The sequence below is a fragment of the Pseudanabaena sp. UWO311 genome (genome assembly GCF_006937785.1).
In the GTDB taxonomy this organism is placed as follows: Bacteria; Cyanobacteriota; Cyanobacteriia; order Pseudanabaenales; family Pseudanabaenaceae; genus Pseudanabaena.
On record NZ_SJEE01000035.1, the window covers coordinates 21,294 to 35,843 of the forward strand.

Annotated in this window: 9 protein-coding genes and 1 pseudogene; 8 read left to right on the plus strand and 2 right to left on the minus strand. The window is 41.9% G+C overall.

The window, feature by feature from the left end; all coding sequences use genetic code 11:
• Positions 1 to 412: 412 nt before the first annotated feature.
• From PseudUWO311_RS20235 to PseudUWO311_RS20265, 7 genes are all read left to right on the plus strand, one after another.
• The gene (locus PseudUWO311_RS20235; RefSeq protein ID WP_142657044.1) at positions 413 to 3,127 is read left to right on the plus strand and encodes a valine--tRNA ligase; all 2,715 of its coding nucleotides are present in this window, start codon (positions 413 to 415) and stop codon (positions 3,125 to 3,127) included.
• 261 nt (positions 3,128 to 3,388) lie between these two features.
• Positions 3,389 to 4,210 carry an ATP-dependent sacrificial sulfur transferase LarE gene (larE, locus tag PseudUWO311_RS20240; RefSeq protein WP_142657045.1) on the plus strand — a complete coding sequence of 274 codons (822 nt, stop codon included), beginning with the start codon at positions 3,389 to 3,391 and terminating at the stop codon, positions 4,208 to 4,210.
• A gap of 737 nt (positions 4,211 to 4,947) precedes the next feature.
• On the plus strand, positions 4,948 to 6,027 hold the full coding sequence (locus PseudUWO311_RS20245) for a septal ring lytic transglycosylase RlpA family protein (protein ID WP_142657046.1): 1,080 nt from the start codon (positions 4,948 to 4,950) through the stop codon (positions 6,025 to 6,027).
• 321 nt (positions 6,028 to 6,348) lie between these two features.
• Entirely contained in the window at positions 6,349 to 7,926 is a 1,578-nt protein-coding gene (locus PseudUWO311_RS20250) for a bifunctional pantoate--beta-alanine ligase/(d)CMP kinase (RefSeq protein ID WP_142657047.1), read from the plus strand.
• On the plus strand, positions 7,923 to 8,519 hold the full coding sequence (locus PseudUWO311_RS20255) for an LptA/OstA family protein (protein WP_142657048.1): 597 nt from the start codon (positions 7,923 to 7,925) through the stop codon (positions 8,517 to 8,519). The genes PseudUWO311_RS20250 and PseudUWO311_RS20255 overlap by 4 nt, the downstream gene beginning before the upstream one ends.
• 83 nt (positions 8,520 to 8,602) lie before the next feature.
• Positions 8,603 to 9,331: an LPS export ABC transporter ATP-binding protein gene (gene lptB, locus PseudUWO311_RS20260; protein WP_142657049.1), complete on the plus strand. Its 729-nt coding sequence runs from the start codon at positions 8,603 to 8,605 to the stop codon at positions 9,329 to 9,331.
• Between the two features lie 70 nt (positions 9,332 to 9,401).
• Positions 9,402 to 10,589: an LptF/LptG family permease gene (locus PseudUWO311_RS20265; protein WP_142657050.1), complete on the plus strand. Its 1,188-nt coding sequence runs from the start codon at positions 9,402 to 9,404 to the stop codon at positions 10,587 to 10,589.
• 27 nt (positions 10,590 to 10,616) lie between these two features.
• On the opposite strand, the gene PseudUWO311_RS20270 is transcribed toward PseudUWO311_RS20265, so the two are convergent.
• Together PseudUWO311_RS20270 and PseudUWO311_RS20275 are read right to left on the minus strand one after the other, a co-directional pair.
• Entirely contained in the window at positions 10,617 to 11,219 is a 603-nt protein-coding gene (locus PseudUWO311_RS20270; protein WP_142657051.1) for a Uma2 family endonuclease, read from the minus strand.
• A 276-nt stretch (positions 11,220 to 11,495) separates the two neighbouring features.
• Positions 11,496 to 11,966: pseudogene (locus PseudUWO311_RS20275) on the minus strand (hypothetical protein); the annotation flags it as partial.
• Positions 11,967 to 12,447: 481 nt separating this feature from the next.
• On the opposite strand from PseudUWO311_RS20275, the gene PseudUWO311_RS20280 reads away from it, so the two are divergent.
• A complete protein-coding gene (locus PseudUWO311_RS20280; RefSeq protein WP_142657053.1) occupies positions 12,448 to 14,520 on the plus strand; it encodes a GAF domain-containing protein in 2,073 nt (690 codons plus the stop codon).
• Positions 14,521 to 14,550: the final 30 nt, after the last annotated feature.

Below are 14,550 nucleotides of genomic sequence, written 5' to 3' on the forward strand. Positions count from 1 at the left end.
TGGCAATAAAAATATCTCAATTGTCAGTGCCTAGCAAATTTTTTTGATAATTAGCTCTGGGCTAAAATCTTAGCCTACTTTAAGCTTCCACCTCAAGCCAAAATGTAAATTACAGCCAAAAAATTGAAATCAATTTTGTTGAAAACTGCCTGTGACATGTAGCGATCCTACAGCGTTTGATCAGTAATTTATACAAATAATTTATACAAATAGTTTTAGAGAATGTGCACCAAAGGGGCACATTCTCTAAAACTGTCTAATCTCATAAATGGGAACTGATGATGGACTACGACAATATTTGCAGAATGCTAGTCTGGGAAACACTATAAGATATAAGCTGTATATAAACTTTAATTAAGTTGCTTTAATTTAAGTTGCCCATTGATTTTGTCTAAATTTTCAGTAAACCGCTATGAGTACGACCGAGCTTCCCAAACAATATAATCCTCTCGAATCTGAAGCCAAATGGCAAAAATATTGGGAGGAAAGTGGCGTATTTGTAGCAGCCAGCGAAAGCGAAAAGGAACCCTACTGCATCATGATCCCACCGCCCAATGTCACGGGCAGCCTACATATGGGGCATGCTTTTCAAGAAGTATTAATCGATATCTTGATCCGTTATCACCGTATGCGCGGTTTTAATACCCTCTGGCTACCTGGTACAGATCACGCAAGCATTGCTGTACAGACTATTCTCGATAAACAAATCAAAGCTGAAGGTAAAACCAATCAAGAAGTTGGGCGTGAAAAATTTCTTGATCGCGCATGGAAATGGAAAGCTGAATCGGGTGGGACGATTGTTTCGCAATTGCGGCGCTTAGGTGTGTCCGCCGACTGGACACGCGAGCGCTTCACAATGGATGAAGGTTTATCTAACTCAGTAACCGAAGCCTTTGTCAAACTCTACGAAGCAGGCTTGATTTATCGTGGTGAATATCTAGTCAACTGGTGTCCAGAGTCCCAATCAGCTGTATCTGATCTCGAAGTTGATAGTAAAGAAGTAAATGGTCATCTTTGGCATTTTCGCTATCCGTTAGCCGATGGCTCTGGACATCTGGTAGTTGCTACTACTCGTCCCGAAACAATGTTGGGTGATACAGCTGTAGCGGTCAATCCTGAGGATGATCGCTACAAGCATTTAATTGGTAAGACAATCATGTTGCCAATTATGAATCGAGAAATTCCGATTATTGCCGACCAATATGTTGACCCAAAATTTGGCAGTGGCTGCGTCAAAATTACACCTGCTCATGATCCGAATGACTTTGAGATGGGCAAGCGTCATCAGCTTCCACTAATTAATATTCTCAATAAAAATGGCTCGATCAATGAGAATGGTGGTGAATTTCAAGGACAAGATCGCTTTGTAGCGCGAAAAAACGTCGTGGCAAAACTCGATGAAATGAGCTTATTAGAAAAGATTGAAGACTATGCCCACACCGTTCCCTATTCTGAACGTGGCAAAGTTCCTGTGGAGCCATTGCTCTCAATTCAGTGGTTTGTGAATATCAAGCCACTATCAGATTTTGCATTGGAACAATTTGACAAACAAAATTCTCCTACTTTCGTACCCGATCGCTGGGGAAAGGTTTACCGTGATTGGCTAATTCGCCTTAAGGATTGGTGTATTTCGCGTCAACTATGGTGGGGGCATCAGATTCCTGCATGGTATGCCCCCGACGGCACAATTTTTGTCGCCCGTACCGAAGCCGAGGCTTATGAACAAGCTACGGCAAAATTTGGCGAAGATGTAACTTTAGAGCGTGATCCAGATGTACTAGATACATGGTTTTCGTCTGGTTTATGGCCATTCTCGACTTTGGGCTGGCCTGTGCAAACACAGGACTTTGAAACTTTCTATCCCACTAGTGTGCTTGTTACTGGCTTTGACATTATCTTCTTCTGGGTCGCACGGATGACGATGATGGCGGGTTATTTCACTGGGAAAATGCCTTTTCATACGGTCTATATTCATGGGCTGGTGCGCGATGAGAATAATCAGAAGATGTCTAAATCCAAAAATAATGGCATCGACCCGTTAGTTCTAATTAATAAATATGGAACTGATGCTTTGCGCTATTCTCTCGTTAAAGAGGTAACAGGTGCAGGACAAGATATTCGTCTCGATTACAATCGTAAAACTGATGAATCTACAACCGTAGAGACCGCACGGAATTTTGCAAATAAGCTCTGGAATGCTTCGCGATTTGTAATGATGAATCTCAACTTGGAGCATGGCGCTGCCGCGCTCCAAGTTGAAGATTTAGAACTTGCCGATCGCTGGATTTTGTCGCGTTATGCTCAGACTGTGTTACAAGTACGCGAACAACTTGATGCTTACAGCATGGGTGAAGCAACCAAGAGCCTGTATGAATTCTTCTGGGGTGATTTTTGTGATTGGTATATTGAGCTTGTCAAATCGCGTTTACAGGAAGAAGCCAATCCAAATTCGCGCGCCACGGTGCAGCAAACCCTTGCCTTTGTCCTTGATGGGATTTTGCGCTTATTGCATCCATTTATGCCACACGTTACTGAGGAAATCTGGCAATTGCTCACCTATGGCACAAGCGAACCATCAAGCGATCTCCCAGTTCTAGCCATCCAACCCTATCCCGAAATTGACACCACCCATATCAATGAGGAACTAGAGGAACAATTCAAATTAATCATTGGCACAATTCGTACGATTCGCAATCTTCGCGCTGAAGCCGAAATTAAGCCTAGTCTGAAAGTCAAAGTGATTTTGCAATCCGACAGCGATCGCGAACGGACTTTGCTCGAGTTTGGACAGAGCTATATTCTTGATTTGGCAAGAGTCGAAGATTTGGCGATTTTGGCAACCGTTGATGAATCAGCCACTGAGGAGGCGATCGCAGGTGTTGTTGGGACAGTACAAGCGATTGTGTCGTTAGTTGGTGTTGTCGATATTGCTCAATTGGTTACCAAGCTAGAGCGCACTCTTAAGAAATTAGAAGGAGCGATCGCGTCTAGCCAAGGTCGTTTAAACAATGAAGGCTATGTTAAAAAAGCCCCACCTGAAGTGGTCGCTACCGCCCGTGCAGAACTGGAAGAATCCTTGAAACAGCAAGAGATTCTTAAAGCACGTCTAGCTCAGTTGCAAAAATAAATAGAGAAAGCGCAAAGCGCTTTCTCTATTTATTATGTTGAAAGTGCTGCAAAGCAGCACTTTCAACATAATTAGGACTTACGCATCTGCCCTGCAATAAATTGCGGGCTAAAAGCTTAAACCTGTTGAAGCAGGTTAGTTTGAGGCTTTCTTTAGTCAGTTTTAACTGACTTGAGCTTTGAGCCAAGAACTTTAGTTCTTGGTTGATTTGCGTAAGTCCTAATAATTTTTAGTTCAGCGCAAAGCGCTGTAAATATTTTTATGTTAAATGCTACTTTGTCCGACAAGCTCGATCGCTTACGTCAAATTTTCAACGAATCATCGCAAGTCTTGGTAGCCTATTCTGGCGGCATCGATAGTACTCTTGTTGCCAAGGTTGCCTTTGATGTTTTAGGCGATCGCGCTTTAGCGATTACTGCCAACTCACCGTCATTATTACCTGCCGATCTTGCCGCCGCTCAAGTGCAAGCCGAATTTATGGGTATTAAGCATCAAATCGTGCAAACCGAAGAGATGAATAATCCCAACTACACCTCCAATCCGATTAATCGTTGCTACTTCTGCAAAAGCGAACTGCATGACACTCTTAAACCCCTAGCGAAAACAATGGGCTATAGCTTTGTCGTCGATGGCTTAAATGCTGATGATTTGCAAGATTATCGACCAGGAATTCAAGCGGCAAAAGAACGCGGCGTGCGATCGCCTCTTGCTGAAGTGGGGATTAGCAAAATCGAAGTACGGATGTTATCGCAATATCTAGAAATGCCTTGGTGGGACAAGCCTTCACAGCCATGTTTAAGCTCTCGGTTTCCCTATGGCGAGGAAATAACCATTGAGAAATTACGGCGCGTTGGTAATGCCGAACAATATCTACGTGATCGCGGCTGGAAAGGCGATATCCGTGTGCGATCTATGGGTGATACTGCCAAAATCGAAGTGCCCAGCGATCGCCTGCTCGAATTTATGGAATTTATGGTGATCGCTGATCTGACTAGAGCCTTTCGAGAATATGGATTTGGTCTAATTACCTTGGACTTAGAAGGATTTCGGAGCGGAAAGCTAAATGATGCGATCGCGCGATAAATAAAGAAAAGGAGCCTACACATTGTGTAGCCTTCTTTTCTTTATTTATTACCTGAATTTTTCAAGACTTTTGAAAAAGTTTCTGTCGATTGATTAGAAATTCTTATGTTTTGCCCTTAAATGTTTTGCTTAACTTCTTAGTTATTCTGGTTTAGTTACGACTTTTTTAACTCGAAAATCTAAAATTAGTCCAAATCGAACATATTCATCAAAATGCTTCTGAATAGTTTCTATAGATTTGTTTTTCGTATCTATCTTTAGGTTGATTTATTGCTATTTCTGACACTTTATTTCTGAGAGCATGTCTTCATAAGGTTTACATACGAACAAAACTTAAGATGGATTACCTTCAAAACTGAAATTTTCTTGTATATTGAAGCCTTATGCATATAAAACTTATTTGAGAGCAAAACTACCTATGCCAAAAGGCATACTTTTGCGGAGTTTTTTTTGTATTTAAGAGTACAAAGTTCCATTTTTATAAAGAATTCTAATGGGAAAGAAGCAAAATTTTGATTTTTAACAGAAAAGAAGAGCTCAAATGTTCTTGTGGTAAGGGTTTTACGGCTAAGTTGTTATCATTTTGAATAACCATGTTAATCTAAATCACATGAACGAACTATTAAAGTTTTGTTCCTAGTTTGAGAAACTTGTTGTTGGCGATTTCATTTGCAAGTCATTCCCAGCCAAGCTTCTGTCAATAATTTAGTCGTTTATCTTCATTTTCTGTTTTACCTATGCTTAATTGGAACTGGAGCTACACTCTCTCTACCTCAGTAGTAGCTCTTGCTATCGCATCAAGTCTTGCTAGCCATAGCGCACAGGCTCAATCAGTATCTCAACTAGAAGCTAAAACTTCAGAAGTAGCTACTTCTCTTAAAGTTGGTGAAACCAGATCGCAGTCCTTGATTAGAACAAAAGACGATGCGATTGCCCGTATCCATACACACAAGCTAAATGGCAAAAATGCCGCTACGGTCTATGTTCGGGGAATTCCTGTAGTTACTTATCTTGAATCTGAAGAATCTCCAAAATCAGCCCAAGAAAGTCTTTCGTCAGATTCGTTAAAAACTAAAGGCGAAACTAAAAAGAACTCTGAATCGGTAAAGTTGCCATCAAACACTAATAACTTAGAACCTAGCAACTCGGCAGATAGCCCAGCAAAATCACCAAATGATAGTTCTGAAAATCTGCTAACGTCATCAGATCCCATTGAACGTGCCACTGCTGCTGCCGCTTTGATTAATCAACTTAATCGTGATGGTATTGATGCCAACACAATTATCCCTGCTTGGAAAAATGGCAACTATGTTATTAAACTAGGCGATCGCGCCATTTTGAAGTTTGATCAGCAAGCTGTTTTCCCTGAATCTTTGCAAAATCAAACACAAGATGTTTTAGAATCGGCAAACTTATTGCGTCGTTTGCTCGGTGGTGCTAGCCCTGTGCAAGAAGTTGCCAATTCTCCAAAGCCTAAATATACAGCTAGTTCTTCTAGCCCTGCATTGAATAGTCGCATCGTCGGAGTAATGTCTGGCATGGCTTCATGGTATGGTCCAGGCTTTGATGGAAATTACAGCGCTAGTGGTGAAATCTTTAATGCGAGCGAGTTAACTGCCGCCCACCCAAGTTTGCCCTTTGGGACTTTGGTGAGAGTTGTAAATATGGATAATAATCAGTCAGTGGTAGTTCGCATCAATGATCGTGGACCTTATGCCCATGGTCGAGTAATTGATATTTCTACTGCTGCTGCTAATGTAATTGGTTTAATTTCTTCTGGAGTTGCTCCAGTTAGACTTGAAGTATTGTCTAAATAACCTAAAAGAACTAAATAGAGTCTTGCGCTCTCTTTAGTTCTTGCTCCAAAACAAGAGAGTCTGGCGTTTTACCCTAGACTCTCTTGTTTATTTAAACCAAAAATGCAAATGGCGGCGCGAAGCGTCGCCATTTGCATTTTTGGTTTGATGTTCTAAGTACCCTTTTTATTGCTATAGGCTTTGAAGAAAGTTAAAAGTTAGCTTTAGATGACTTTCTTCAAAGCCTGTTTTGTTTTTTATTGCCTATATCGCACAAAAACTCAAATTTGGTTTCATAATTAGAATTGCTGCTTTTTATAGTGATTCCTGTGAGGTTGATGCTTGACACAGCTATTTACTACGATCGCTTCTCTGCGTAATTACTTAAACACCCAAAAAGAAAAACAGACCTTAGGGCAAGTGTCTGTAGGACTTGTGCCAACAATGGGGGCTTTGCATATTGGTCATTTGAGCTTAATTGATCGAGCAAGGACTGAAAATTCTTGTTTGGTTGTAAGTATCTTTGTCAATCCTTTACAATTCGGTGCAGGTGAAGATTTTGATCAATATCCACGTACATTAGAAAATGATCTCCAGATCTGTGAGAACGCTGGAGTTGATGCGGTTTTTGCGCCAGATGCTCTAGAGATGGGCGTAAGTAATATTGCCAAAATAACGCAAGTGATTCCACCACCAGAAATGATCAATATCTTGTGTGGACGATCGCGAGTTGTACATTTTCAAGGAGTAGCCACAATCGTCACTAAGCTCCTAAATGCTGTGCAGCCTGACCGAGCCTACTTCGGCAATAAAGATGGTCAACAGCTCGCTATTATTCGGCAACTGGTGATTGATTTAAACTTGTCTGTGGAGGTTATTGGTTGTCCAACAGTGCGTGAACCAAGTGGCTTAGCCTATAGTTCTCGTAATCAGTATTTGTCAAGCAAAGAACGGATTTTGGCTGCCCATATTTATCAAAGCTTACTGCAATCCCAACAGCAGTTTTTTTTGTGCTACGAGCTTTGTAAATCAGCGCAAATTATTGAAGCTGCGCGAAATTATTTAGCGAAGCTACCAGAAATTCATCTAGAGTATATTGAGTTAGTCGATGCCAAGACATTGCAGCCATGCAATCAAATTACTTTTGCATCTGAGTTGATGCTGGCGATCGCGGCTCGAATTGGAAACACACGCTTGATCGATAATATTTTGCTAAGCCACACTATCACTCCCAGAAATCCGATCATTGCGATCGATGGGCCCGCAGGTGCGGGCAAATCAACGGTTACCAAGCAGGTTGCTAACAAATTAGGCTTATTATTTTTGGATACTGGCGCAATGTATCGTAGTGTTACTCTTGCGGTATTACGAGAAGGCATTGATTTAAGAGATCAAGAAAAAGTACAAGCGATCGCTACCAAATCAAAAATCCAACTGTTTGCTAATCCGATTGCAGGTAAGCCGATGCAAGTCTTGCTAAATGGGGAAGACATCACTGATGAGATTCGTACGCCTGAAGTAACAGCAAATGTATCGTCGATAGCTGCCCAATCTGCTGTGCGGGAAATTTTGGTTAAACAACAACAACTCATTGGGCAAACAGGTGGTGTAGTCATGGAAGGTCGTGACATCGGAACCCATGTCTTTCCTGATGCAGAGGTGAAAATCTTTTTGACTGCCTCAGCAGAAGAGCGAGCTAAACGCCGTCAAGCCGATCTAATCGCCCAAGGTCAAGTTGCTCCCGATCTCGCCACCCTCGAACAAGAAATTCAAGAACGCGATCGCAAAGACTCTACCCGCGACCATGCACCTCTGATTCAGGCTGAAGATGCAACTTTGGTCAATACAGATGGTCTAACTATAGAAGAAGTGGTCGCAGCCATTGTAAATTTGTATGAACAAAAGGTACAAAATCGATGAAGCCATTAAGTAGATTTGCATTAAAAGGGAAAAAGACAAAAGGAAAAATAAAGTATCAATCGGCGATCTCTAAGTTATTGCTGGCTGTTATTTCTCTTTTGGCGATCGCCTCTAGCTCACTACCACCCACACAAGCTCAATCAAACACAGCTCTAACGATCCGTGCCGATGTCCAAGAAGCAAATTCGATCACAGGTGTAGTTACGGCAACTGGCAACGTCAAAATGAGTTATCCTGCCCGACAGATTGATGCGGTCGCTGAGCAAGCACAGTATTTTTCTAAGGAGCAGCGTGTCGTTTTAACGGGCAATGTGGTCGTCATTCAAGAAGGTGTCAATAGCATCAAGGCTCAAACCATCACCTATCTCGTCACTGAAGGGAAATTTGTTGCGTCCCCTCCTAATAACCAACAGGTTGAAACAATTTATGTAGTACCAGATCGCGATGCTGTAAGTAATCCCGCAACTTCGGCAACACCCGTAACTCAAATTAAGCCTGCCTTTAAAAAGCAGCAGGTTAGTCCCCCCACATTGAGCATTCCTCCTGAAAAGTTACAGACAAAACCACAAGAGATTCTTCCTGATGGTAAGTAATGTTGATGTATAAAGCTACAAAAACTGCTTTGCCTCATCTAAATCCAGTGTTACATTTTCAAATTTCCATACCAAATTGAGTAATGCAAATCTCCCTCGACAACGTTAGTAAAAACTACAGTGGTCGGCAAGTTGTCCAGCAAGTGAGTCTCACCGTCAAGCAGGGGGAAATTGTTGGACTGCTTGGCCCAAATGGTGCTGGCAAAACCACTTCGTTTTATATGGCAACAGGGCTGATTCAACCTGATAGTGGTAGCATCTGGCTCGACAAACAAGACATTACCAGCTTGCCCATTCATAAGCGAGCGCGGATGGGCATGGCATATCTCGCTCAAGAAGCCACGATTTTTCGACAATTATCGGTGCGTGATAATCTCCTATTAGTGATGCAGCAAACCAATGTCCCTAAGCAATTGCAGATTCATCGCCTCCGCACTTTATTAGAAGAATTTCGATTGACTAAAATTGCTGATACGATGGGAATCCAAGTGTCTGGGGGAGAGCGTCGCCGTACAGAAATCGCGAGAGCGTTGGCGGTTGGTCTAGAAGGTCCCAAGTTTATCTTGCTAGACGAACCTTTTGCGGGGATCGATCCGATCGCTGTTAGCGAAATTCAGACCATCATCAAAAACTTACGCGATCGCAATATGGGCGTGCTAATCACCGACCATAATGTTCGCGAAACCTTAACAATCACCGATCGCGCTTATATCATGCGTGAAGGTGAAGTTTTTGCTGACGGTTCTAGCAGAGAATTAGCTGACGATCCTGATGTACGCAAATATTATCTCGGCGAAAAGTTTCATTTTTAATTATTTTTTGCAACACCGTAGGTGTTGTAAAAAATAATTAACCCAAAAACATGTAATCTCGATAAAGGAAATGGCAACCTTACAAACGACTCAACCAAGGAAAAAAGTTACAAACGTGTCGCTAGGATGGCTACCGAGATTGTCGATCATGGATCGCTATTTATTCACGCAAATGTTGACCCCATTTCTGTTTGGGGTGGGCGCATTTTCCTCCGTGATTTTAGCGATCGGCTCACTATTTGAACTGATTCGCCTGATTACTGATGCGGGATTAAGCGTATTAACAGCGTTTCAGATTTTTGGCTACCAGATCCCAGGCTTCATGGTGTACTCATTCCCGATGTCGATGTTGCTAGCGACATTGCTCTCCTACAGTCGTATGTCTGGAGATGGTGAGACAACTGCTTTACGAAGTTGTGGTGTAAGTGCTTACCGTTTAGTTGCACCTGCGCTAGTTTTGAGCCTGTTTGTCACGGGCATGACCTATGTATTTAATGAAGCGATCGTTCCTGCGGCAAACTGGCAATCGCGTAGTACATTGCGAGCGGCTTTAAATCAAGAAAATGTGCAATTTAAAAGCCAAGATATTTTTTATCAACAATATGGTGAAGTGCCGCAAGAAGATGGCACTACCAAACAAGGCTTAGTTCGGAGTTTTTATGCACGGAGCTTTGACGGCAAACAGATGCGAGGTTTAACGGTCTTGGACTTTTCGCAAGGTCAGCTTCAGCAAATTCTTGCTGCTGAGTCCGCTGTCTGGATTCCTGAGCAAAATGTCTGGAGGTTTAGTCAAGGTACGACCTATCTGGTGGGGCCAGATGGCAATTACCGTAGCATTCTCCGCTTTGATGATCAAAATCTCCAATTGCCTCGTGCTCCCCTTGATGTAGCTCAAGAGCAACGCAGTGCCGAAGAAATGAATATTGCCGATATTCGTCGCAATATTGACTTACTCAAGCAGTCTGGCAATACCAAAGAAATACGCAAGTTGGAAGTCAGGCTTGAGCAAAAATATGCCCTGCCATTTATTTGTGTAGTCTTCGCGATTGTCGGTTCATCTCTGGGAATGCGACCTCAGCGTACTGGTGCAGCGATCGGTTTTGGATTGAGTGTGTTAATTATTTTTGGCTATTATTTACTGCTATTTATTTGTGGCGCTCTCGGACAAGTTGAATTTCTTTCCCCATTCGCTGCCGCATGGTTGCCTAATCTAATAGGCATTACGGCTGGGATTATTATCCTTACTCGTGTTACTTAAGAATAAAGGTGACGCAAAGCGCCACCTTTATTCGTTTTTTTGCTCAAATTGAATTTGTCGATACAAATCGCTAATAGCTATTTCGAGATTTACAGATTTGAGGAATAAGTGATCGCTCAAACCATATTCAAAAAACACCCATTGCCTCTGATCATTGCGTTGAAATACTTCCACAATTGGCTGATCGACTTGCACTAAAACGTATTCTTGCAAAGTCTCAAACTTGCGGTATTGTGAAAACTTAAATCCGCGTTCGCGTAGCGTCTCTGAAAGAGATTCAAAGGCTTCAGTCGATGGTGAGAGAACTTCGATAATTAGGCAAGGATACGCAACTACTAGAGCATCATTGCGATCGCGTTCATCGCAAGTAACTACGACATCAGGATAAAAATATTTGCGTTTTGGCTGAATCTGTACCTTGACACCAGCGATGTAAACTTCACAGGAGAGATCGGCGAGAGCATTATCTAGCACTTTAAGAAAATTAACTGAAACTCGATTGTGGTCACGAGTGCCGCCAGCTATTGCGATTACTTCACCATCCCAAAATTCGTGGCGCATTTCTTGGGTTGATTCCCAAGCAAGATATTCTTCATAGGTCATTATCAAGCGATCGGGTAAAGCAACCATAATTTTCAGATGTAATGGTTATAGATTTAATTTTAACTTCACCGAAAATTAAAAAGGCAACGCGAAGCGTTGCCTTTTTAATTTGTTGTTAATTTATTTCTTTTTGGTGGATTTGCTCACAGGGACTTCAACGATCGCATCCTCAATTGTGGTTACAGGCTCTTCCACATCAGCACTAGTTATAGCTTCAACAGGTTCAGAAGCAACATTAGTAACTTCAACAGTTTCTACCTCAGTAGCACTAATCACACTTTCAATAGGAGGTTTAACTTCTGAATTGGGTGACTTTAGGGCTTCGTCGAGGACTTGACGCGCATTTTCAGCTTGCGATCGCGCATCGAGAAACTTCATATTAAGTTGGGCAAAACTTTTGAGAGTTTTAAAACCTTCTTTAATACTGTTAATTTGTTCCTCAGATACAAGTTCATCGCTAAACAAAATATCGATTTGCGATCGCACCTGCATCGCATCAGAGCGTAACTCTTGAACCTTGATTTTTAACGTTGCGAGGTTGTTTAAGACTTGCACGGCTTGGGTAATAGGATCTTCGCGATCTTCAGACATGGAAAGTTCTCTCACTTCTATAAATTGATCGGGACTAAAGCCATCGGCAAGATCAGTATCGAGTTTGCCTGAGTCCATTAGTTCCATTAGCTCTGCCATCGCCTTTTCTCGTGCTTTTGGCGAATCTTTGCCAGCAACGGTCAAGACGACTTCAGGACTCTGGGCAAGGGTATAGCGTGCCATATTTTTTAACTTATTTTGATTTGCAAATAAATAACTTGGGAAAATATTGTATAGCTTTCAACATCAGCATTAGGGTAAAACAAACCCTAAAGACAAATGGCGGCGCGATTTGTCTTTTTCCAGTAATTCCCGATCAAACAAACCACAATAAAATTTTTAAAAGTGTCACTTATCAACACTTTTAAAAATTTTATTGCTTCGGATTTGAGTATAAATCTCTGTAGTAGGTACTTATCCAAACGGATGGTGACAACTAAAACAAGGTTTTTCAAATTATTTATTGTTTAACATGATTTTAACTTGTTTTCACTGTAAGGATTCATATAGCAAAACCTTACAGTGAAAACAAAAGTTGCGCTCAAAGTTACGCTTTGTGTCTCATGCGATCAGCAAAACAAGTCGGCTAAAATCCATGGTCTAGATAGCGTAACCCCCTATCTCAGCAAAGCTAGAAAATATTCGGGGATAGTCGTTCTTACCCATGGATTCTACCCTCTTAGATCAAGTCCGCCACCTATGCCGCGATCGCGCTGCTTATGAACACCTCAAAGCTATTTTGGTGCAGCAGGAGCGCGTCCACCAAATGAGCTGGGAAGAGCGGTATGAAAAACTGATAACAGCACAGTCATCAGAAACACAGACGGATATTTTTAGCAATATTATTGCTAGAGAAAAAGCACTTGCACAGCTTGCTGATGCTATTCAGCGATCGCCATCTTTAGAGCTAGTTTTACAAATAGCTGTGCAAGTAGCCCAGAAATTACTGCAAGTGGATCGTGTCGCAATTTTTCGTTGCCATCCTGATGGACGGGGTGAGTTTGCCACTGATGCGATCGCTTCAGGGTTGACATCTCTTGCCGATATGCCCGAAAGACAGCTTTCATTGGCTCGGCACATGTTCGAGTCAGCTGAGCCAGACCAATCTGCTCAGACCATCGACAGTATTCGGACTTCTAGTCTGTCGTCTCATATCGTCACTCTGCTCGAACAGATCGGCATTTCATCCTATGCTGCAAACAAGATCTATGCAGGACAAGATGTTTGGGGCACTCTAGTTGCTTTTCATGGGAGTGTATATCACAGTTGGTCAGAAAGCGATCGCACTTCTCTATCGTTGATTGCAGCACAGATTGGTATTGCGATTTCCTTAACTAATTTGCGCCAGCAATCTCAAGAGCTTACTGATGATTTGCAGACTTTACAGATTGAATTAGATAATTTACAACAAACAGTTGCTGAACTCGCCGAGAAATCAGCTAAGCCAGAGGTTGATTCGGCTATTGAGTCAGAGATTACTTCAAATACTGAGCAACTCACTGAGTCAACTATTGATGAGCAAACCACCACGTCAATCAATCAGAATGTCGTTGAAGAACAGGAAAATAATGCCCTAAATCAAGATTTGGAGACTAATAATTTAGAGATAGAAGTTAGTCTGCATGAGAATGATGCAGATGTAGAAGAGAGTGAATTAGAAACAATAATTAGTAACGCTGAAGAAATTACTAGCTTTAGCGACGAATCAATTTCTCGGAATGGACTGCCACCCCTTTATTTAGTTCCAGATTCTATATCTCCAATCCCTAGTGTAGATGAAGGAGTAGAGTCTGATGAGACAGCTCTGCTAGATGAGCCAGCGATAAATTTCACGCGAGAGGATATCTCCTACGCGATTATGCCTGATGATCTTAAAGTGATTTCAGACATTGCATCTGACTCAGACGAATCAGACCAAGATAAATCAGTCCAAGATAAATCAGTAGAGAATTCTGTAGCTGACACAGAGGTGTTTCTTCCAGAGACATTAATATTAGAATCATCTGAGACTGAAAGCTTGGCATCTGAAAAAAGCGAATTAGAATCATCTGAGGTGGAAGATATAGAATCGCCAGAATCTCAGCGAGAGATGATTGCTCCAGAGTTAGCTGAAACAGAATTAGATGAGATAGAAGCAACAGAGTCTTTCGCATCTGACGAGTTGCAGCCAGAGAACAGCAAAACAGATTTTCAATCTGAAATCCAATCAATGGAGCCAGCAACACATGCTCCAGAACTGGTTGAACAAGAATCATTAGAATCAGAAGTCAATGAATCTGAAGTTGAGTCTTCTGAAGTTGAGTCGATGGATGAGTCTCACACTGGTTTTGATACAACTATAGATTTTTCGCATAATAATGAAGAAGATGAAGAGCCTGCAATCGAACCACAGTTTATGGAAACGATTTTAGAGATTGCGGGTAATGATCTTAAAGCAATTGAGTTTTTGTTAAATGTGATTGACTCGTACTTAGAAGAGACCCCTCTACTAGTCCAATCAATCGACAGGGCACTGGCTGTTGATGATCGGGCAAGACTATTACAAGCCTTAAATACATTACGCTCAAGCAGCGACTATATAGGCGCGTTGACACTTTCATATCAATGTCGTCAACTTGAATTGGCGATAAGGGCGAATTATGTCGTGTTAATTTATGCTTGCTTATCACAGGTAGCGATCGAGGCGCAGAGGGCAACTGATGCTCTACGCATAGCGCGATCGCGCTATGCGTTATAAAGTAAAGGAGTGCGTTGCGCTCCTCTACTC

Excerpts from the sequence above, each read along its gene's own strand:
- PseudUWO311_RS20235 (WP_142657044.1), top strand. The coding sequence starts at position 413 with ATGAGTACGACCGAGCTTCCCAAACAATATAATCCTCTCGAATCTGAA.
- larE (WP_142657045.1), top strand. The coding sequence starts at position 3,389 with ATGTTAAATGCTACTTTGTCCGACAAGCTCGATCGCTTACGTCAAATT.
- PseudUWO311_RS20245 (WP_142657046.1), top strand. The coding sequence starts at position 4,948 with ATGCTTAATTGGAACTGGAGCTACACTCTCTCTACCTCAGTAGTAGCT.
- PseudUWO311_RS20255 (WP_142657048.1), top strand. The coding sequence starts at position 7,923 with ATGAAGCCATTAAGTAGATTTGCATTAAAAGGGAAAAAGACAAAAGGA.
- lptB (WP_142657049.1), top strand. The coding sequence starts at position 8,603 with ATGCAAATCTCCCTCGACAACGTTAGTAAAAACTACAGTGGTCGGCAA.
- PseudUWO311_RS20265 (WP_142657050.1), top strand. The coding sequence starts at position 9,402 with ATGGCAACCTTACAAACGACTCAACCAAGGAAAAAAGTTACAAACGTG.
- PseudUWO311_RS20270 (WP_142657051.1), bottom strand. The coding sequence starts at position 11,219 with ATGGTTGCTTTACCCGATCGCTTGATAATGACCTATGAAGAATATCTT.
- PseudUWO311_RS20280 (WP_142657053.1), top strand. The coding sequence starts at position 12,448 with ATGGATTCTACCCTCTTAGATCAAGTCCGCCACCTATGCCGCGATCGC.